Source organism: Bradyrhizobium sp. AZCC 2262 (genome assembly GCF_036924535.1).
GTDB lineage: Bacteria > Pseudomonadota > Alphaproteobacteria > Rhizobiales > Xanthobacteraceae > Bradyrhizobium.
In genome coordinates, this window is sequence record NZ_JAZHRT010000001.1 from 2498406 (window position 1) to 2516959 (window position 18554).

Below are 18554 nucleotides of genomic sequence, written 5' to 3' on the forward strand. Positions count from 1 at the left end.
AAGGAGATAGTCATGTCCTCATCAGTCGTTCTCATCACTGGGGCCCTCACGGGCATCGGCCGCGCTGCGGCGGTCTCGTTCGCGAAAGCGGGCAATCGCGTCGTCGTTTCCGGGCGAAAGCCGGATGCCGGCCAAGAACTGGTTCGTGAACTGCGTTCGCTCGGTGCCGAAGCAGAATTCGTCCAGGCCGATGTGCGCAAGGAAGACGATGTCCGTCGTCTCGTCGACCGCACCGTCGAGCACTTCGGGCGCCTCGATATCGCGGTCAACAATGCCGGCACCGAAGGCAAACCCGGCCCCATCACGGAGCAGACCGCGGAAAGCTATTCCGCGACGTTCGACACCAATGTTCTCGGCGCACTCCTGAGCATGAAGCACGAGGCGCGCGTCATGCAGGGACAGCGCAGCGGGACCATCATCAACATCTCCTCGACCTATGGGCACGAGGGCGCGGCGGGGGCCCCGATCTATGTCGGCAGCAAGCACGCCGTCGAAGGCATCACCAAGTCGGTGGCGCTCGAGCTCGCGAAGTCGGGGATACGTGTCAATGCGGTGGCGCCTGGCCCGATCGACACCGGCATGTTGACCCGCTTCACGGGCACGCCGGAGAACAAGGCGGCGCTGACGGCGACCGTTCCGATGGCGCGCCTCGGGCTCGCGGAAGAAATCGCCAACGCGATCGTCTTCATCGCGTCGGAGGGAGCCTCCTACATCACCGGCCATGTCCTCCACGTCGATGGCGGCAAGAGCCACTGACTCTGAGGGCTTTCTCGTTCGCGCTTCATCGATCCGGCTTGGTCACGGCAGTCGATTGTTGCGACCAAACCTGATTGGCGTGCAACGCATTTCAAATAGTGGGAGGAGCCCGATGGGCAACGTAGTGACGAAGCACAGCATTTCTTCCGAGCTGGCACAGAAGATGGTCGATCAAGCGGTGGCGAAAGCCAGACAAATGGGGGTCGCCGAGAACATCGCGATTCTCGATGACGGCGGCAATCTCAAGGCCTTTAGCCGGATGGATGGGGCCCCGATCCTTTCCATCGAGATTGCGCAGAACAAGGCGTACACGGCTCTGTTCGGCGTCTCCACGCAGGACTTTTTCAACTTCATCCAGCGCGACCCGTCGCTTCTGGCCGGGATCCCCACGCTTGCGCGTGTGGCGGCGTACGGAGGAGGGTTTCCCATCAAGGTGGGCGGAGAGGTCGTCGGGGCAATCGGGGTGAGCGGGGCCCCCACCGTGCAGCACGACGTCGATTGCGCGAAAGCAGCCCTTGCGCTCGTGCCCGATGCGATGCGGGACGAATAATTGGAGCTCAGATCATGGTGATTCATACCCGTCCAGAAATGTCTCATCCGCGCCAGGACATGACTCACGCCCACCAGACCGCACCAACACAGTTCGTCGAGGCCAACGGCATCCGCTTCGCCTATCGCCGCTTCGGGAAGTCGGGCGGGGTGCCGCTCGTTTTCAACCAGCATTTCATGGGGACGATGGACCATTGGGATCCGGCGGTGACGGATGGCCTCGCAAAGACGCGGGAGGTGATCCTGTTCAACAACGCCGGCGTCTCCAGCAGCTCCGGCGAGGTTCCGACCTCCTGTGAACAAATGGGGACGAACGCCGTCTCTTTTATCAGGGCGATTGGACTGCCGAAGGTCGATGTGCTCGGATTTTCGATGGGCGGCTTTGTCGCGCAGGAGATCACTCTTCAGGCGCCCGACCTCGTGAGGCGCCTGGTCCTGGTCGGCACCGGCCCGCGCAGTGGCGAAGGCATGGCGACCCTCACGCCGGAGGCGCAGGAAATCTTCGGCGCCACTTATGACGACCCCGATCATCTTTGGCTTCGGGTCCATTTCACGCGGTCCGAGAAAAGTCAGGCTGCAGGCCGCGAGTTCCTCAAACGCTTCCGCCTGCGAGCGCAGAACCGCGATCCTGAGGTCAACGAAAAAGTTGCGCCAGCCCAGATCGAAGCCATCACCAAATGGGGCGCACCGCGCGAGAAGCCGTTCGACTATCTGAAATCGATCCACCAGCCGACTCTCGTCATCAATGGCGACAACGACGTCATCATCTATTCGGTGAACTCCTCAATTCTGCAGCGGCACCTCCCGAATGCGCAGCTGATCCTCTATCCGGACGCTAACCACGGCTCGCAGTATCAATATCCCGATCGGTTCGTCCAGCACGTCTCTCTGTTCTTGTCCGAAGAACAAGCGCCATGAGCACACATTCGGAGAGCGCGATAGTAAGTACCTGCACCTGCCAACACGGAGACAAGTCATGACTGATAAGCAAGTGAAGATTCCGGGGCCGGACCACCCGATTTCGATCGAAGCGAACCCGTCTCGCGTCGTGGTCAAGGTCGGCGGAAAAATCATCGCCGACACAAGCGCTGCGTTGACACTTCGCGAGGCGTCCTATCCGCCCGTTCAGTATATCCCCCGTCGGGACGTCGATATGGCCGCGCTGACACGCAGCGAACACAACTCGTATTGCCCCTACAAGGGCGACGCTTCCTACTACAGCATTCCCGTTGGTGGTGATCGTTCACGCGACGCGGTATGGACTTATGAGGCCCCATTTGAAGCGATGGCGCAGATCAAGGATTACGTCGCCTTCTACCCGGACCGGGTTGACGAGATCAGCTAACCGCGAGAGGAAGGAGCATGAAAGATGGCGTCGAAGGAGGAAAGGAATAAAACGCTTGTCCTCGAAGCATTCAATACACTCTTCAACAAACGGGATTATGCGTACACGAACCGACCGGAGGCCGACCTCGACGTCTTCAGCTAAGCGATAAACAATAGTTCGTCGGGCCCAACTGCGTCCAACAAGACGTCCAACAAAACGTCCAACACAAAAATCGGTTGTTCGCCTAACTGTATGATGTAGAACTACAAATCCGATCGGATAGTTCGAATCGGCGCGCTTCACCCGCTCCGATTTTCTACGCTACTCTACGATTTTGCGCGATTTAACACCCTATTGAACGCCATGCTCACCGGCCGGCCTCTAAACAAGCCTTCTCGAGCGCTTGTAGCTACCGGCAGCCTTCTTGAATGTCGTTTCTTCCGCGCCGGTCGCTTTCAGCATAGTTCCACCATACAGGACCTGAAGCGCTTGCCTTGCTGCACGCTTGACAGAGGACGATATGGCCGCACGCCGCGATCGCGCTAAAGGGTTAGGGACGTCGGGATCGGCGGCGGCGTCGATGTAGTGCGTGTCGGCGGGACCAAATCCGGTGATGTTGACGGTCGCAGGCTCATCCTGGGTCAAGGCGAATGCGGTGCATCGGCCGGCTCGGTGTAGAAGCTGCCCGGCTCCAAAGCCTTGACCTCAGTCTCGTCGGCACCGGAGCCGTAGCCGAAAAACCGTCGCTGACCCGATGATCGCCATGGGGCGACGGCGGCGACGGGCGGCCGTTATCGTACGGTTCTGGCAGGTGCAGGCGCAACTTCCAGCGAGGCCGCGCCCTGGGCGGCCTCAGCTCTTACGGCGCTCTTCAGCGAACGGACCCATTCCGCGTCCCCCACCGCTTGGGCGAGGAGTCTTGCCCCGATCATCGCCGCGAACAGGACCTTGGCTTCCTGATCGGAGGACGCGCCGTTCGCCGTGCCGGACTTCGCCAGGTGATCGAGAAACTGCGAGTACAGGGCTTCCGTCCCGTTCCTGTAGGATTGGCGTGAAGACTCGTCGGCGGCCTCGGACGTCACGTGGGGCGCGAAGGCGATCATCGGACAAGCCTGACCGGCCCCTTTCTTCTTCAGATAGTAGTCGACGATGGCGGCCGATCGAAGACCTGGATCGTCGTACTTGCGTTCGGAAACTTGGCGCCAAGTAGCCGAGGATTGCTCGAAGGTAAGAGAGAAGACCTCCTCAACCAGGGCGTCCTTGGATTCGAAATGCTTGTAGAAGCCGCCTATCGTCATGTCTGCGGCGCTCATGACCTCGGCTACCGAGACGTTGTCCACGCCGAACTCGCGGAAGAGGCGAGAGGCGCACTCCACGATCCTCTGCCGGTTCTTCTGTGCCTGCTCGTGCGATGAGCGACCCATGGTGTCGTTCCTTTCCGAACTCGATCGAGATTCGTGACCGTACGCCGGCGTCGGCAGTCGAAGAAACCGCCGCCCTGCAAACAATCGTGATTAGCCAAAATAGATTATATGCGTTATCTATTTTTTTGGAAGGCCTCAGGCGTGCCCTTTCGACGAAGGAACACCTCATGATCACGACCTACGACCCCAAGATCACGGCGCTTCTCTGCGTCGATTTCTACAACGATTTCCTGAGCGAAGGCGGCAAGCTCTGGCCCTGGGTCAAGGACATGGCGAAGGAGGTCAATCTTCTCGACAACCTGCGCACCATTGTGCGCACGGCCCGCGAGGCCGGCATCAAGATCTATCACGTGCCCCATCACCGCTGGGAACCGGGCGATTACGTGAACTGGAAGTATCCATCGCCCTATCAACTGGGCGCCGGCGAGCGTCAGGCTTTTGCGAAAGGCACATGGGGCGGCACCTTTCACGATGATTTTCAGGTCCAGGAGGGCGACATCGTCATCACTGAACACTGGGCGTCGAGCGGCTTTCCGAACACCGATCTCGAGCACCAGCTCAAGCGCTACGGCAAGGAAAAGATCATCTGCGTGGGCCTGCTCGCCAACACATGCATTGAGGCGACGGCGCGCATCGGAATGGAACTCGGCTTCCACGTCACGCTCGTGCGCGACGCCACCGCGGCCAGGTCGCCCGAAGCCTATCACGCCGCTCTGAACATCGATGGCCCGACCTACGCGCACGAAATCCTGACGACTGCCGAGCTGCTCAAGGCGATCAAGGCGTCCCCGGCTGCTGCTGCGGCCTAAGAGGAAGAGCGTGACTGACGACATCGAGACCGCGGTCCACTATCGGTACATGGAGCCGCTGCTGGCGACCGGGCGCATTCCGAATTCGGGCGAGGTCGCCGAGCGGCTCGGCGTTCCGGTCGAAGGCGTCCGGTGCGCTCTGCAAAGTCTCGCCGACTCGCACGGCGTCGTCCTGCACACGCACGTCTGCGAGCCCTGGGTCATCCATCCGTTCTCCGCCTCTCCGACCGCGACATGGGTCGAGAGCGGTGACCGGGGATGGTGGGCCACTTGCATGTGGTGCGCCTGCGGAGTCGCTACGCTCGTCGGCGGCGACGCGACCATCCACACGCGGATCGGCGGCGAGGGCGAGGACGTAGACATCCATGTCGAGAAGGGCAGGGTGCGCGAATCCGATCTGTGGGTCCATTTCGCGTTGCCGCCGCGGAACGCCTGGGACTGCGTTCACCATTTCTGCGCGACCGTCCTGCCGTTCCGCAGTCCCGAGGACGTCCGGACTTGGTGCGACCGCCACGGCATTCCGATGGGGGCCGTGGCGCCGATAGTCCAGGTCATGGATCTCGGAAGGGAGTGGTACGCGCGCCACGCCTGTCCGGACTGGCGAAAATGGACCGTGCGAGAAGCCGCCGGGATTTTCCGCAAAGTCGGGCTCGTCGGCGATTTCTGGGAAATTCCCACAACCGAAGGAGGTTTTTGATATGCCCGTAGCTAAGATCCATGTGCACGAAGGTGCGTTTAGGGATAGCGAGCTTGCCACGATCGGGACGGCCGTGCAGGCCGCACTCGAGGAAGTGCTCTTGGTCCCGCCGGAGGACTACTTCCGCATCACGCACGTTCTTCCGAAAGGACAATTCGTCCATACGCCCGCCTTCGTCGGCTGCACGTACAGCGAGCGTTTTGTCCTCCTCGAGCTGACTTTTATCTCTGGTCGCCCGAAGGATAAGCGCCTCGCGCTGCTCGCCGCGCTGAACCGGCTCGTCGTGGAGAAAGTCGGCCTGCGACCGGACGATCTCGTCGTCCTGATCTACGAGATGCCCGGCGAGAACATCTCCTTTGGCCAAGGACTCGCGCAGCGGGCGCACATCTCGGCTTGAATAGTCTCTGTGCCCGATCCAACTTCATCCGGCTGGCCCGTCGTCGTACGGTTCGGGTCGGCACTATTGGAGGACCTAATGCATAAGGCCGCAATCATGGGCGTCGGCCCGGATCGGGGGCTGGGTGCGCAGCTCTGCAAGCGCTTCGCCAAGGAGGGGCTGCCTCAACCCATCAGGCATGCCCCCGCAAGCGAGTTCGAACCACGCCACGTGGCTATTCTCGCTTATCCGGGTGTCGCGTTGCTCGATGCTGTCGGGCCGCTTGAAGTCTTTGCCGCCGCCAATCTCGTTCTTGCCGAGCGCTCACCACGGTGCGCTAAACCGTACGAGGTCGAAATCTGGTCCGAGCACGTCGGAGCGATTGACGGATCTAGTGGTGTTAGCTTGAACGCGACGCGCTCGATTGCGACGGCAGCACCTTTCGAGCTCGATACCCTGATCGTGGCGGGCTCGCCCGGGATCAACAACCCCGCCTCCCGGCCTTGTGTCGACTGGCTCAGGCAGTCCACCGGAGGAATTCGCCGAGTGGGCGGAATCTGCACCGGCGTTTTCCTGCTCGCGGAAGCCGGCTTGCTAGATGGTTGCCGCGCCGTGACGCATTGGGCCTTCTGCGATGAGTTGGCGCGACGCTATCCGACGATCAAGGTCGATCCCGATCCGATCTTTCTGCGAGACGGCCGCTTCTACACGACCGCTGGCATGACCGCTGGGATGGATCTCGCCCTGGCGCTGGTGCAGGACGATCTCGGTCGCGACGTGGCACTTGCAACCGCCCGGCTGCTGGTGCTGTTCCTCAAGCGCCCCGGGGGCCAGTCGCAGTTCAGCGCTCATCTCGCAGCCCAGCTCGATGGCGACGGGCCTATCGCCGAACTGCAGCGCTGGATTCTCGACCACCTCGATACTGATCTTACAGTTGAAGCGCTTGCAGAACGAGTGCATATGAGTCCACGCAATTTCGTCCGCAACTTCGAGCGAGAGGCGGGTGCGCCGCCCGGTGTTTTTGTAGAAGGCGCCCGCCTCGATGCAGCGCGCCGTGCTCTTGAGGATAGCGAGGATCAGCTCGAGACCATCGCCAAGCGGTGCGGCTTCACCAGCGCCGAAATCGTTCGTCGCCTCTTTCAGCGACGCCTGGGCGTGAGCCCGACCTCTTACAGGAAGCGCTTTCGATCGGTGCGCTGAAGGGCATAAAGGCGGGACGATGTTGTGTGTCCTTGAAAGTGGAGGGTGGTCGAATCCCGGCCTGACCGCGAGACCGGCTCCAATCCCATACTTGGCACGAAACGTGGGACGGATGGCATGGTCCGGGGTGTCGCAGGCCCTGTAGATTCCCTCTCCAACATTGAGCGATGGAGCGGACCAATGGAAGACGCGAAACACATCGCCCTTCGCGCTTTGACCGGCGTCTTCATCGACCGGGATCCGAGCGTGGTAGAACGCTATTTTGCCCCTGACTACATTCAACATAATCCCGTCATTCCCAGCGGTCGGACAGCCATTCCTGGCCTGATTGCCGGCTTGAGCAAGGAGTTTTCCTACGAGCCCGGCATGGTCGTGGCGGAGAGCAATCTGGTGATGGTGCACGGCCGCTATGTCGGCTGGGGACCGAAACCCATGATCGCTGTCGATATTTTCTGCGTGGTGAATGGCAAGCTGGTTGAGCACTGGGACGTGATGCAGGAAGAAGTGCCCGCGGCCGCAACGGCGAGCGGCAACTCCATGTTCAGCCCGATCCGTAGCAGATCGTGACGGACGACGCCATCACGACTGCGTCGTCATAGTGCAGCGCGGTAGCCCCATCACAACATCCATGTCTCGCGAGCATGGAGCCAGCCTACAAAGTCTTCTTCAAGCGGACTAGCGGTCTATATAGCAAAAATGGGACGTCATCCAGGACGAGCCCACGTGGGAACAGTCGCGCAGCGGTCTCCCGATGTTCGGCGATAAATTCCCGGCCTGAGGAGTGGTGAGGATCGACTTGGGCGGCCCGGAGAGTGTGATGGCAAAGCGAGATATCTTCAACAGGCGAATGCAGCACATATTGCGGCTGTCCGATGAGCACGCTCCAGTCATCAAGACTATTCAAAAGAATTCCCTGGCGGCGACGCGGTGCGAACTCGACATGCCTTGTGACGCCGTGACCAACCCGTCGCCTCGCGACGACGCCTATATGATCGTCATACAGATACACGGAAAGAATTCCCGCGAACTTTGGTTGGACGGCAAGCCGATAAAGACCGACCCGCTCCATGCAGGCGGCGTCGTGTTTCACGACATGCGCCAAGGCCCACGGTTCTATTTCCACGACCCTCTCGACTCCGTGAATTTTTATCTGCAGCGGAAGACTCTGGATGCGATCGCGGACGACGCTGACGCACCGAGGATTTCCGATCTGAAGTTTACTCCAGGCGTGGGCGTCATGGACCACGTTGTAGGGGAACTCACGCAACTGCTTTTGCCGGCGTTCGATAACCCTGAGCAGGTCTCCCGGCTCTTTGCCGACCATATAAGCCTGGCTTTAGCCACTCATATCGCCCACGCGTATGGAGGCATGAGAAGCGTCACCGTGCCCTCGCGAGGCGGTCTCGCCACATGGCAGGAACGGCGGGCAAAAGAGTTCATGAGCGCAAACCTTCAGAGAGATGTTTCTCTTGCGCAGCTTGCGACGGAGTGCTCGTTATCGGCCGGGCATTTCGCTCGCGCGTTCCGGCGTTCGACGGGTCTGTCGCCGCACCAATGGCTACTTCAACATCGGGTTGATGAGGCGCATGGACTATTACTCGACCGTAGGCTCTCGCTCGCCGAGATCGCACGCGTCTGCGGTTTTGCCGATCAAAGCCATTTCACGAAGGCCTATACGCGTCTGCGTGGTATCTCCCCAGGCGCTTGGCGGCGACAGCAATTACTCCGAAGGCCTGAATAGGCGAACAGCAGCCGTGGTCCTACTCGATTCGAATCGAACAGACCAAGGATGTTTCGTTTTTACAAGAGCGCGCACGCCGGATCGCGTAGCTTTACGAAGTACCGGGAGTGTCAGAAGCGGAGTGGGATATGCCCAAACCGCACCGACTCACATTTTGGCAGGAAACGTGGCCCAATGGCATGGCCCAGGGGTATGCCGGCTCGGTAGAATTCTGATTACTGCAATTACAGCAGCGAGCAGCGGAGGGAGAAGTGGGAAAAAAAATGTCCACCTATCGCGCGGTGCAGGCGGTCAGTCCTGGAAAGCTGGAGCTGACTGAAAAGCCAGTGCTCGATCCATCAGCTGGTCATGTTCGCATCCGCGTCGAAGCATGCGGCGTCTGCCATTCCGACTCCGCGACCGTGGAGGGAGTCCTGCCGATCGAGTGGCCGAGGGTGCCCGGCCACGAAGCGGTCGGCCGGATCGACGCGATCGGAGAGGGCGTTGAGGGCTGGAAGCTGGATCAACGGGTCGGTGTCGGCTTTCTCGGCGGCAATTGCGGATACTGCGACTATTGCCGCGACGGCGATCTCGTGAACTGCACCAACCAGGGCTACACCGGTGTGCAGCACGATGGCGGCTACGCCGAGATGATGATCGCCAAGACGAGTGGCTTGATTGCCGTGCCGGACGACCTCTCCTCGGTCGATGCGGCGCCCCTGCTATGCGCTGGCCTTACGACCTTTAGCGCACTCAGAAACGCGCCAGCGCGGGCAGGAGACCTGGTTGCGGTGTTCGGCGTCGGCGGACTTGGTCATCTCGGCGTGCAATACGCGCGTCACATGGGTTTCGAGGTTGTGGCGATCGACCGCGGCGACGACCGCGCCAATCTTTCGAAAGAGCTGGGCGCGCATCACTATTTGAACAGCTCCGCAGCCGACGTCGCAAAAGAGCTGCAAAAGCTTGGCGGCGCGCAGGTGGTGCTGGCCACGGCGTCGGGCGGCAAGGCAGTGGCCGCTGCCCTCGGTGGCCTGCGGCGCGGTGGCGTGGTGATTTCGCTCGGTGCGACCGATGAGCCGATCGAGGTGTCGGCATTCGAGCTTCTCTTCAAGCAACTTGGCGTCGACGGCGCCCTGACGGGCACCCCGCGGGCGGGCGATGCGACGCTCAGATTCAGTGCGATGAGCGACGTCGCCGCGATGGTCGAGACCATGCCGCTCGAACGGGCGGCGGAAGCTTATGCGCGGATGATGTCGGGCGAAGCCCGTTTTCGGATGGTCCTGACCATGGTGTAGGCCTCACCGCCATCAACAGCAGCCCAAGGGGTTATATGAGCAGCAGCCTGGATCTGAAGGCGATCACCGAAAAGTTTTTCGCCGCCTACGACGGTCATGACGTCGACGGCATGCTGGCTCTTTGCGCTGACGGCGCGCAAGGACGGTATCTTCCTTACGGCAAGAAAAGCCACATGCCGATCCGGGGTGGCCTTGAACAAATCTGGCGCGGCCTGCTGGGATCAGTGCCCGATTTCGGAGTCGAGGTAGTTGAGATGATCCAGGGCGAAGGCAACATCGTCGTCGTACAGGCGTTGCTCGGCGGCGCCATGCCGGCGGATGTCCCTGGCCTTGTAACGAAAGGCAAGTCCGACCGCATCGCCCACGCCTACATCATCCGCTACAGCGCGGAGGGCAAAATCATGCGCCTGGATTGTTATTGGGACAACACCGCCATCAACGCCATTAAGGCGAGCGTTCTGTGAGCGCACCCGAAGACGTCCTGTCGAGAAGATGCAGCGTACCGCGTCGCGTCGCTGAGAAAAGTCTGTGGGCAATTCTGACGTCTGGCGGAGGTTCCGATGAATCAATTTCAGAAAATATTCGATGCCCAGAAGGCGCTCTTCGCCACCGGGATCACACGCAGCTACGAATGGCGCGTCGACCAACTCGATCGCATGGCCCGCATGATCGGGGAGAACGAGGCGCGCTTCCAGCGGGCGATGGCGAAGGAATTCAAGACGGCCTCGCAGGAATACATCTTCGAGACAGCGGCATCGGCTGGCGAGAGCGAGGTCCAGAAGAGCCAGCTGAAAGAGTGGATGAAGCCGGTCGAAGCACCGGTGCCACAGTTCCTGGCCAAAACCGGCCACAAGGGGATGATCTATCGCGAGCCTTACGGCGTGGCGCTTATCATCGGACCGTTCAACGGACCTTTGCTCCTGCTGATCCGCCCCGCGCTCGCGGCGCTCGCGGCCGGAAACACCTGTATTCTCACGCTGAGTGAAGCACTCCCGGAAACGACGAAAGTGCTACTTGACCTTGTCCCGAAATATTTCGACCCAAGCGCCGTGACCATGGTGGCCGGCGGCAAGGACCAAAACACCGAGCTCCTGAAGCTCTCGTTTGACTTCATTTTCTTCACCGGCAGCACCTTTGTCGGGAAGATCGTTGCGCAGGCGGCCGCGAAAAACCTCACGCCGGTTCTGCTCGAACTCGGCGGGATGAACCCGGCGATCGTCGACGAGACCGCGAACATTCCCGATGCGGCGAAGAAGATCGTCTGGGGTGCGATGGCCTGGGGCGGCCAATGGTGCACCTCGCCGGGCTACGCCTATGTCCATGAGTCCGTGGCGGACGCCTTCGCCTCCGAGGCCAAGAAGGCATTGGGTGAGCTATTCGGCAATGACCCGAAATCCAACTCCGACTACTCGCGCATCATCAACGCCCGTACGGTTGACCGGCTGGCCTCGCTCATCGATCCCGCCAGGGTGATCGCCGGCGGCAAGTCAGACCGCGATGCGCACTACCTCGATCCCACGCTTCTTTATCCCGTCACCTGGCATGACAAGATCATGGAGGACGAGGTCTTCGGACCCATCCTGCCGATCCTGACCTATAAGTCATTCGATGAGGCGATGGCGCGGATGGCGAAAACGGGACGTCCGCTCGCCGGCTTTATCTTCAGCCGCGATCAGCAAACCATCGACCGGTTTATCGGCCAGCTGTCCTTTGGTGGAGGCGGCGTGAATCTGGTGAACGTTCACCTGTTCGTTGAGACCATGCCGTTCGGCGGTACCGGATCCGCCGGGATGGGCCACTACTATGGCAAGTATGGCTTCGATGCCCTTACCCACGCCAAGTCGATGCTGATCTCCGCGCCCGACGTCGCGATCGAACATCTCTACTCGCCCTTTACCGAAGAAAAGAACCGGCAGCTTGCAGGATGGTTCGAGTACTGAGGCGATCTTGCCCCGGCCCCATCTGAGGCAGCTGCCAATTATGATGTCGTCGTGATCGGCAGCGGGGTCGGCGGTTACCCGCATTGCACGTGATTGGCGCGCAGGTAAGCGAACTCATCGCCGAGGTCTGCCTCGCCATAGAGTTTCACGCCGATAGCGAGGATGTCGCCCGAACCTGCGACCGCCATCGCGACGCGGTCGGAGGCCCTGCGGCAGGCCGCCATGGGCATAGACGGATGAATGACTCAATCCTAGGAGCGGGAGATGACCTTGGCGCGCTTGAAATCTGTGGCCGGTGTTCGAATTCCGGATACCGCGCTGTGCATTGCCGCGGTGGACCTTTTGGAATCCAGTTCGCCCAAATTTCTCTGCACGCATTGTCTTCGAACCTACATTTTCGGCAGTCTTGCCGTCAGAAGCCTCGGCCGGCCGGTGGCTGACGAAGAAGCCGCGTTTTGCGCCGCGCTTTTGCACGACCTCGGGCTGATCCCTCCCTACCGTCGCGATAGTCGGTTTGAAATCGATGGCGCGGATGCTGCGCGCGATTTCTGCGCGAAGCATCAGGTGTCGCCGGAGCGTGCGGATCTGGTTTGGAAGGCGATCGCTTTGCATACCTCTCCGGGAATATCGACCCGGCTGGCGGACGAGATAGCACTGGTCCATCTCGGCGCCGGTCTCGACTTTCTGGGTCTGGGCCTTGATCAGGTGCCGCCGCAGGTTCTCGATGAAATCCTCGAAAAATACCTGCGGATGACGTTCAAATCGCAATTCCGCGATCTCCTGGTCGAACACTGCCAGCACAACCCCGCTGCACAAGTCTTGACCTGGACCGACGATGTTGCGCGCACCGCCGGCTGCACGTTGCATGGCAAGACAATTCCGACGGCATCGCAAATCATGTCCGCTGCGCCGTTTGATGAATGACCCGACGGCCAAAGTCGTCCGCCGAAGGGCTCGCACTCTCAGCTGTGCGCCTGCGATCTGAGGTTACGTTGATTCTGCTGTGCGCCCGGTTGTTCGTTTCGGTCTCGAGGTTCATCTCGACGAGAGACCGTCCACGAACTAGCGGACCTAAATAGTGACAAGCGGCTGCGAAGCGTTGCGTATGCTTTGCGGTGTTGGTCCGAAGGTGCGCAGGAAGCTACGGCGCATCCGCTCGCGATCGCCGAATCCGGTTGCACGGGCGGTCTCTTCGGCAGACAGTCGGCCGTGCTCGAGCATCAGTCTGGCGGCTTCGAGCCGGAGATTTTCGATCGCCTTGGCGGGTGATTGTCCGCCTCCCTGGAAGGCCGACCCTCGCCGATTTTGATGTGCTGGGCCAGAAACTCCAGGAAGACGCGGATCCGGATCGGCAGGAGCCCACCCTGCCCAAGATAGACAGCATGCAGTTCGTCGATGTCGCCGGGGTTGAACTTTTCAAGTATGGGGACAAGCCGATTGGCCGCGACATCGTCCCTGACTATGAAAGAGGCCAACCGAACAAGTCCGACGCCGCTGATGGCAAGCGCCCGCAACGCGTCGCCATCGCTGACCTGAACATTCCCCGAGGGCGGAATCGTTCTCTGCACGCCTTTGTCCATCAACGGCCAGCCCTTTGTCGCTCGCGCGTAGTTGAAGCCAAGACGATTATGCTGCGTCAACTCGTCCGGCGTTTTCGGAATGCCGTATCGAGCGAAATAGCCTGGTGAGCCGACGATTATCATCCGCGCAGCGCCAAGCTTGCGCGCGATGAGCTGGGAGCTTTTGAGCGGACCGCTGCGCAGCGCAACATCGGTCCGCTGTTCCAGCAGGTCGATCACCTGATCCGTCAGGGATATCTCCAAGGAGAGTTTCGGGTAGGCCTCCAGGAAAGCGGGGACGATCGGCAACATTAGCTGTCGCCCCACCGGGATGTTGGCGCTCACTCTGATCTTTCCCTTCGGGATCTCGGCTTCCGCCACGGACCGCTCGACCTCGTCCATGTCGGCAAGCAGTCTTATGCTCCGCTCGTAAAACAATCGCCCTTCTGCTGTGAACTGAAGAGTCCTCGTTGAGCGATTGACCAGCCGCGCGCCGAGTCTGGTCTCGAGCCGGCCGACAAGCTTGCTGATCGCCGAAGGCGTCATGCGAAGCGCGCGCGCCGCGGCGGAAAACCCCCCGAGTTCGAAGACCCGCGCGAAGACTTCCATCTCGCCGGAGCGATTTACATCCAGTCGGGCCACTGTGATTTCATTTCACAAATGATGTTCCAGGCCAAAGTCTACTGCATACTCCCCGGCGCGTCCAATTCTCTGAAACCAACGCTTCAAGAGACAGACCGGCAAGAGACCGTCTTACCGCGGGTCCCAGGCTGAAAATCAAAACTAATCATGGAGATGATCATGGATAGGCCCGTTGTTTTGATCACCGGTGGCCTCACCGGTATCGGCCGCGCCGCTGCCGTCGCCTTCGCCAGGAAGGGCGCAAAGGTGGTTGTTGCGGGTCGGCGTGATGAGGTCGGCAAGGAGCTCGTCAAGGAGCTGCGCTCATTGGGTTCGGAGGCCGAGTTCATCAACGCCGACGTCCGCAAGGAGCACGATGTACGCGCCATGGTCGACAAAACGGTCGCACGGTTTGGCCGTCTCGATGTCGCGGTGAACAATGCCGCCACCGAAGGCCAGGTTGGTCCGATCACGGACCAGACCGCCGAGAGCTTCGCCGCCACGTTCGAGACCAATGTTCTCGGCGTGGTCCTGAGCATGAAGCACGAAGTGCGCGCCATGCAGGCCCAGGGGAGCGGTAGCATCATCAACATCTCCTCGACCTACGGCCACAAAGGTGCGGCTTTCGCCTCGATTTACGTCGGCGCCAAGCACGCCGTCGAAGGCATCACCAAGTCGGTAGCGCTCGAAGTCGCCAAATCCGGAATTCGTGTCAACGCCGTTGGACCAGGCCCCACGGACACCGGGATGCTGACCCGCTTCACCGGCACCGCCGAGAACAAGGCGGCTTTGGCGACGCAGGTTCCGTTGGGTCGGCTCGGACTCTCCGAGGAGGTCGCCGACGGTATCGTCTTCCTGGGATCGGACGAAGCCAGATTCATGACGGGTCACGTCCTCAACGTTGACGGTGGACACAGCGCCAATTGATCCGTCGGCGAATCTTCAAGGGGATTGATCATATGAGTACAACCGCGACGAAACGAACGGCCAAGGCCGAGACCGAAGATCTCGATGTCATTATTGTCGGCGCGGGATTTGCCGGTTTCCATCTTCTGGACCGTCTGCGTGGCATGGGTATGTCCGTCCAGGTGTTTGAGGCCGGGGATGGTCCTAGCGGCGTCTGGTATTGGAATTGTTATCCGGGAGCGCGAGTCGATTCTCCCGGCCCGATGTATCAATTTTCGCGCGACGATCTGTGGCGAGATTGGAAGTTTAGCGAGCTATATCCCTCGTGGCAGGAGATTCGCGCGTATTTCCATTACGTCGACAAAAAACTCGACCTTAGTCGGGATATTCGGTTCAACAGGCGCGTGAACGAGGCGGAGTTCGACCCGACGCACAATCGCTGGACGGTCCGCTCCAGCGACGGCTCCGTCACGAGGGCTCGTTATTTCGTGCTGTGCACCGGCTTAGGTTCGAAGCCTTACGTGCCGGAGTTGCCAGGCCTGGTCGATTTTGCCGGGGAGCACCATCACACCGCGCTTTGGCCGCAGCAGGGTCTCGACCTGGCCGGCAAGCGGGTTGGGGTCATCGGTACAGGAGCGAGTGGCGTGCAGGTGGCTCAAGAGGCCGCTGCCGTGGCGGCCCATCTCACCGTCTTCCAGCGCACGCCCAATCTGGCTCTGCCGATGCGACAGAGGAAACTCGACGACGACACAATCCGCCGCATGAAGGAGGGTTATCCGCTCGCATATCAGAAGCGCAGAACGTCGTTCGGGGGGTTCGACTACGATCCCCTCGAAAAGTCAGCGTCCGAGGTGTCCGGAGACGAGCGGCGAGCGACATTCGAACGTGTTTGGGAGATCGGAGGCCTTGCGCCGTGGGTTGGCTCGTTCAACGACTTGCTTGTCAACGAACAATCGAACCGCGCCGCCTATGACTTCTGGCGCGACAAAACGCGGGCGCGGATCAAAGATCCCGCTGTTGCCGAGATTCTCGCGCCGACAGAACCGCTTCATCCCTATGGCACCAAGCGACCCTCCCTCGAACAGAACTTCTTTGATATCTTCAATCAGTCCAACGTGAGCCTTGTCGATCTCCGCAAAACCCCGATCGAAGGAGTGACGCGTAGCGGGATCAAGACGACGGCTGGCGAGCATGACCTGGATATTCTTGTGTTGGCCACCGGTTTTGATGCTGTCACGGGCGGCCTGACCAACATCGATATCCACGGCACGCAGGGCGAGACGCTGAAGGAGAAGTGGGCCAAGGGTGTGCGCGCCCATCTCGGAATGGCCGCGGCGGGCTTTCCGAATCTCCTCTTCGTTTATGGCCCGCACAGCCCGAATGCTTTCGCCAATGGGCCGACTTGCGCAGAGCTTCAGGGTGACTGGATCGCTCAGATGCTGGACCACGTTCGACAACGCGATTGGGCGCGGTTCGAGGCGACGGCTCCCGCGGAGGAAGCATGGCGGGCGCAGGTAAATGCTCTGGCGGATGCAACTCTCTTCCCGCGCGCCGACTCCTGGTATCTCGGCGCGAACATTCCCGGCAAGCGGCGTGAGATGCTGTCCTTCGCTGGTGGCCTCGCGACATACATGGCGAAATGCAACGAAAGCGCCGAGCGAGAGTACGAGGGATTCGCGATCGGTCCCTCACACCTCGGCTTGGATCGCTGCAACAGGAAATCCAAATGAGCCAGCACAATCACCAGACCGCGCCGACGCAGTTCGTCGAAGCTAACGGCATCCGTTTTGCCTATCGCCGCTTTGGCAAAGTTGCCGGCGTGCCGCTCGTCTTCAACCAGCACTTCACCGGCACCATGGATCATTGGGATCCGGCAGTGACCGACGGTTTAGCCGGGGACCGTGAGGTCATCCTGTTCAACAATGCCGGCGTATCCAGTTCCTCCGGCGAGGTGCCGACCAAGATCGAAAAAATGGGCGCCAACGCCGTGGCGTTCATCAAGGTGCTGGGCCTGGCGAAAGTCGATGTGCTCGGGTTTTCGATCGGCGGCTTTGTCGCGCAGGAAATCGCCCTTCAGGCGTCCGACCTCGTGTGGCGACTGGTCTTGGTCGGTACCGGCCCACGCGGTGGCGAGGGCATGGCCACGCTCACGCCCGAGGCGCAGGAAATCTTCGGCGCCACCTATGAAGAGCCGGATCATCTCTGGCTTCGCGTGCATTTCAGCAAGTCGGAGAAGAGCCAGGCCGCGGGCCGCGAGTTCCTCAAGCGCTTCCGGCTGCGAACGGCGAATCGCGACCCCGAGGTCAACGAGAAGGTCGCGCCTGCCCAGATTGAGGCGATCGGCGAATGGGGCGCGCCACGGGAGAAGGCGTTCGAATATCTGAAGTCGATCCGTCAGCCGACGCTGGTCGTCAATGGTGGCAAGGACGTGATCATCAACTCCGTGAACTCGTTCATCCTGCAGCAGCACCTGCCCAACGCCGAGCTTATCCTCTATTCCGACGCCAATCACGGCTCACAGTACCAATACCCCAAGCGGTTCGTCCGGCACGTTTCGCTGTTCCTATCTAGGAGGAAGCACGATGAAACTTTCCGCATTGAATGCTTCTGACACGACGCTTGTGCCACTCGTGAAACCTAACCCCGACTCAAGAGCACCCATGTCAGTTCTAGTGAAAATCGTCGTCGTCTATCACAGCGGATATGGTCATACGGTGAAGATCGCCGAGGCAGTCGCGCGTGGCGCAGCAGCCATCAATGGCGCGAGCGTGGAGCTTGTTGCAGCGGAAAAGGCGCCGGGCCGATGGGAGCTTCTCGATGGTGCAGACGCCATCATCATGGGAGCGCCCACTTACATGGGTAGCCTGTCGGCACCGTTCAAAGCGTTCATGGATGCGACCTCGCACCTCCAATATGCCGAGAAGCGCTGGGAGGGCAAGATCGCCGCAGGCTTCACCAATGGCGCGTCCCGCGGCGGCGACAAGCAGAACTCGCTGGTCCAGCTCATGACATTTGCCGCCCAGCACCAGATGCATTGGGTCAATCTCGGGATGAATTACGGGAATAATCGCTCCTACACCAACGAGGATATCCTCAACCGCGACAGTTACACGCTTGGAATGGCTGGCCAGGCCGACATGGACCAGAGCGGCGACGTCGCGCCGCCGTCGTCCGATCTTCGGACTGCGGAGTTTCTCGGCCGCCGAGTGGCCGAGGTCGCGCAGGAGCTATCGGCTGGCCGGGCGACGCTCGGCCGGCGAGCCAATCGCGGCGTTTCCGGTGGTGCCGACAATCAGGATCCGGAAGGCCGGGGCGTGATGGCATCCAAACGCAATCGAGGCACCACTGGACTGGTCACCGCCTAAGGATTCGCGC

At 60.6% G+C, this 18554-nt stretch carries 22 protein-coding genes and 1 pseudogene; 18 read left to right on the forward strand and 5 right to left on the reverse strand.

Features of this window, described 5'->3' with window-relative positions:
• Positions 1 to 12 precede the first annotated feature (12 nt).
• From V1283_RS11730 to V1283_RS11745, 4 genes are all read left to right on the forward strand, one after another.
• Positions 13 to 756 carry an SDR family NAD(P)-dependent oxidoreductase gene (locus tag V1283_RS11730; RefSeq protein ID WP_334386650.1) on the forward strand — a complete coding sequence of 248 codons (744 nt, stop codon included), beginning with the start codon at positions 13 to 15 and terminating at the stop codon, positions 754 to 756.
• Positions 757 to 868: 112 nt separating this feature from the next.
• Positions 869 to 1306, forward strand: a complete 438-nt coding sequence (locus V1283_RS11735) for a GlcG/HbpS family heme-binding protein (protein ID WP_334386651.1) — start codon at positions 869 to 871, stop codon at positions 1304 to 1306.
• Positions 1255 to 2223 (forward strand): alpha/beta fold hydrolase, encoded by a 969-nt coding sequence (locus tag V1283_RS11740; protein ID WP_334386652.1) that lies wholly within the window; start codon positions 1255 to 1257, stop codon positions 2221 to 2223. The genes V1283_RS11735 and V1283_RS11740 overlap by 52 nt, the downstream gene beginning before the upstream one ends.
• Before the next feature lie 58 nt (positions 2224 to 2281).
• A complete protein-coding gene (locus V1283_RS11745; protein WP_334386653.1) occupies positions 2282 to 2650 on the forward strand; it encodes a DUF427 domain-containing protein in 369 nt (122 codons plus the stop codon).
• 363 nt (positions 2651 to 3013) lie between these two features.
• On the opposite strand, the gene V1283_RS11750 is transcribed toward V1283_RS11745, so the two are convergent.
• The gene (locus tag V1283_RS11750; RefSeq protein WP_334386654.1) at positions 3014 to 3277 is read right to left on the reverse strand and encodes a hypothetical protein; all 264 of its coding nucleotides are present in this window, start codon (positions 3275 to 3277) and stop codon (positions 3014 to 3016) included.
• Between the two features lie 146 nt (positions 3278 to 3423).
• A complete protein-coding gene (locus V1283_RS11755) occupies positions 3424 to 4056 on the reverse strand; it encodes a TetR/AcrR family transcriptional regulator (RefSeq protein WP_334386655.1) in 633 nt (210 codons plus the stop codon).
• A 167-nt stretch (positions 4057 to 4223) separates the two neighbouring features.
• Between V1283_RS11755 and V1283_RS11760 the strand changes: the two genes are divergently transcribed.
• The 9 genes from V1283_RS11760 (at position 4224) to V1283_RS11800 (ending at position 12093) form a co-directional block, all read left to right on the forward strand.
• A complete protein-coding gene (locus V1283_RS11760; protein WP_334386656.1) occupies positions 4224 to 4865 on the forward strand; it encodes a cysteine hydrolase family protein in 642 nt (213 codons plus the stop codon).
• 10 nt (positions 4866 to 4875) lie between these two features.
• A complete protein-coding gene (locus V1283_RS11765; protein ID WP_334386657.1) occupies positions 4876 to 5562 on the forward strand; it encodes an alkylmercury lyase family protein in 687 nt (228 codons plus the stop codon).
• Between the two features lies 1 nt (position 5563).
• The gene (locus V1283_RS11770; protein ID WP_334386658.1) at positions 5564 to 5959 is read left to right on the forward strand and encodes a tautomerase family protein; all 396 of its coding nucleotides are present in this window, start codon (positions 5564 to 5566) and stop codon (positions 5957 to 5959) included.
• Between the two features lie 78 nt (positions 5960 to 6037).
• Positions 6038 to 7138 carry a helix-turn-helix domain-containing protein gene (locus tag V1283_RS11775; RefSeq protein ID WP_334386659.1) on the forward strand — a complete coding sequence of 367 codons (1101 nt, stop codon included), beginning with the start codon at positions 6038 to 6040 and terminating at the stop codon, positions 7136 to 7138.
• A gap of 180 nt (positions 7139 to 7318) precedes the next feature.
• The gene (locus V1283_RS11780) at positions 7319 to 7705 is read left to right on the forward strand and encodes a nuclear transport factor 2 family protein (protein ID WP_334386660.1); all 387 of its coding nucleotides are present in this window, start codon (positions 7319 to 7321) and stop codon (positions 7703 to 7705) included.
• A 250-nt stretch (positions 7706 to 7955) separates the two neighbouring features.
• Complete coding sequence (locus tag V1283_RS11785; protein ID WP_334386661.1) at positions 7956 to 8879, forward strand: AraC family transcriptional regulator; 924 nt, start codon at positions 7956 to 7958, stop codon at positions 8877 to 8879.
• Between the two features lie 263 nt (positions 8880 to 9142).
• Positions 9143 to 10153 (forward strand): zinc-binding dehydrogenase, encoded by a 1011-nt coding sequence (locus V1283_RS11790; RefSeq protein ID WP_334386662.1) that lies wholly within the window; start codon positions 9143 to 9145, stop codon positions 10151 to 10153.
• Positions 10154 to 10188: 35 nt separating this feature from the next.
• Entirely contained in the window at positions 10189 to 10617 is a 429-nt protein-coding gene (locus V1283_RS11795; RefSeq protein ID WP_334386663.1) for a nuclear transport factor 2 family protein, read from the forward strand.
• Between the two features lie 96 nt (positions 10618 to 10713).
• Positions 10714 to 12093, forward strand: a complete 1380-nt coding sequence (locus V1283_RS11800) for an aldehyde dehydrogenase family protein (protein ID WP_334386664.1) — start codon at positions 10714 to 10716, stop codon at positions 12091 to 12093.
• Positions 12094 to 12167: 74 nt separating this feature from the next.
• Here the strand turns inward: V1283_RS11800 and V1283_RS11805 are convergent, their stop codons facing one another.
• The gene (locus V1283_RS11805) at positions 12168 to 12317 is read right to left on the reverse strand and encodes a hypothetical protein (RefSeq protein WP_334386665.1); all 150 of its coding nucleotides are present in this window, start codon (positions 12315 to 12317) and stop codon (positions 12168 to 12170) included.
• A gap of 40 nt (positions 12318 to 12357) precedes the next feature.
• Between V1283_RS11805 and V1283_RS11810 the strand changes: the two genes are divergently transcribed.
• The gene (locus V1283_RS11810; protein ID WP_334386666.1) at positions 12358 to 13017 is read left to right on the forward strand and encodes an HD domain-containing protein; all 660 of its coding nucleotides are present in this window, start codon (positions 12358 to 12360) and stop codon (positions 13015 to 13017) included.
• A gap of 147 nt (positions 13018 to 13164) precedes the next feature.
• Here V1283_RS11810 and V1283_RS11815 read toward each other — a convergent pair.
• Both V1283_RS11815 and V1283_RS11820 read right to left on the reverse strand, forming a co-directional pair.
• Positions 13165 to 13368, reverse strand: a pseudogene (locus V1283_RS11815) (helix-turn-helix domain-containing protein); the annotation flags it as partial.
• Complete coding sequence (locus tag V1283_RS11820; RefSeq protein WP_334386667.1) at positions 13314 to 14294, reverse strand: LysR family transcriptional regulator; 981 nt, start codon at positions 14292 to 14294, stop codon at positions 13314 to 13316. The pseudogene V1283_RS11815 and the gene V1283_RS11820, both read right to left, overlap by 55 nt.
• A gap of 159 nt (positions 14295 to 14453) precedes the next feature.
• On the opposite strand from V1283_RS11820, the gene V1283_RS11825 reads away from it, so the two are divergent.
• The 4 genes from V1283_RS11825 to V1283_RS11840 are packed head-to-tail and all read left to right on the forward strand — an operon-like array spanning position 14454 to position 18544.
• Positions 14454 to 15200: an SDR family NAD(P)-dependent oxidoreductase gene (locus tag V1283_RS11825; RefSeq protein WP_334386668.1), complete on the forward strand. Its 747-nt coding sequence runs from the start codon at positions 14454 to 14456 to the stop codon at positions 15198 to 15200.
• Between the two features lie 32 nt (positions 15201 to 15232).
• Positions 15233 to 16909, forward strand: coding sequence for a flavin-containing monooxygenase (locus tag V1283_RS11830; protein WP_334386669.1), 1677 nt, complete (start codon positions 15233 to 15235; stop codon positions 16907 to 16909).
• Positions 16906 to 17790, forward strand: a complete 885-nt coding sequence (locus V1283_RS11835) for an alpha/beta fold hydrolase (protein ID WP_334386670.1) — start codon at positions 16906 to 16908, stop codon at positions 17788 to 17790. The genes V1283_RS11830 and V1283_RS11835 overlap by 4 nt, the downstream gene beginning before the upstream one ends.
• Before the next feature lie 49 nt (positions 17791 to 17839).
• Positions 17840 to 18544 (forward strand): flavodoxin family protein, encoded by a 705-nt coding sequence (locus V1283_RS11840; protein WP_334386671.1) that lies wholly within the window; start codon positions 17840 to 17842, stop codon positions 18542 to 18544.
• Positions 18545 to 18554: the final 10 nt, after the last annotated feature.

Bases quoted from the DNA above. Each gene is read 5' to 3' on its own strand.
- V1283_RS11770 (WP_334386658.1), top strand. From the start codon at position 5,564: ATGCCCGTAGCTAAGATCCATGTGCACGAAGGTGCGTTTAGGGATAGC.
- V1283_RS11840 (WP_334386671.1), top strand. From the start codon at position 17,840: ATGTCAGTTCTAGTGAAAATCGTCGTCGTCTATCACAGCGGATATGGT.
- V1283_RS11800 (WP_334386664.1), top strand. From the start codon at position 10,714: ATGAATCAATTTCAGAAAATATTCGATGCCCAGAAGGCGCTCTTCGCC.
- V1283_RS11790 (WP_334386662.1), top strand. From the start codon at position 9,143: ATGTCCACCTATCGCGCGGTGCAGGCGGTCAGTCCTGGAAAGCTGGAG.
- V1283_RS11745 (WP_334386653.1), top strand. From the start codon at position 2,282: ATGACTGATAAGCAAGTGAAGATTCCGGGGCCGGACCACCCGATTTCG.
- V1283_RS11830 (WP_334386669.1), top strand. From the start codon at position 15,233: ATGAGTACAACCGCGACGAAACGAACGGCCAAGGCCGAGACCGAAGAT.
- V1283_RS11760 (WP_334386656.1), top strand. From the start codon at position 4,224: ATGATCACGACCTACGACCCCAAGATCACGGCGCTTCTCTGCGTCGAT.
- V1283_RS11825 (WP_334386668.1), top strand. From the start codon at position 14,454: ATGGATAGGCCCGTTGTTTTGATCACCGGTGGCCTCACCGGTATCGGC.
- V1283_RS11780 (WP_334386660.1), top strand. From the start codon at position 7,319: ATGGAAGACGCGAAACACATCGCCCTTCGCGCTTTGACCGGCGTCTTC.
- V1283_RS11835 (WP_334386670.1), top strand. From the start codon at position 16,906: ATGAGCCAGCACAATCACCAGACCGCGCCGACGCAGTTCGTCGAAGCT.
- V1283_RS11805 (WP_334386665.1), bottom strand. From the start codon at position 12,317: ATGGCGGCCTGCCGCAGGGCCTCCGACCGCGTCGCGATGGCGGTCGCA.
- V1283_RS11730 (WP_334386650.1), top strand. From the start codon at position 13: ATGTCCTCATCAGTCGTTCTCATCACTGGGGCCCTCACGGGCATCGGC.
- V1283_RS11810 (WP_334386666.1), top strand. From the start codon at position 12,358: ATGACCTTGGCGCGCTTGAAATCTGTGGCCGGTGTTCGAATTCCGGAT.
- V1283_RS11735 (WP_334386651.1), top strand. From the start codon at position 869: ATGGGCAACGTAGTGACGAAGCACAGCATTTCTTCCGAGCTGGCACAG.
- V1283_RS11785 (WP_334386661.1), top strand. From the start codon at position 7,956: ATGGCAAAGCGAGATATCTTCAACAGGCGAATGCAGCACATATTGCGG.
- V1283_RS11795 (WP_334386663.1), top strand. From the start codon at position 10,189: ATGAGCAGCAGCCTGGATCTGAAGGCGATCACCGAAAAGTTTTTCGCC.
- V1283_RS11775 (WP_334386659.1), top strand. From the start codon at position 6,038: ATGCATAAGGCCGCAATCATGGGCGTCGGCCCGGATCGGGGGCTGGGT.
- V1283_RS11755 (WP_334386655.1), bottom strand. From the start codon at position 4,056: ATGGGTCGCTCATCGCACGAGCAGGCACAGAAGAACCGGCAGAGGATC.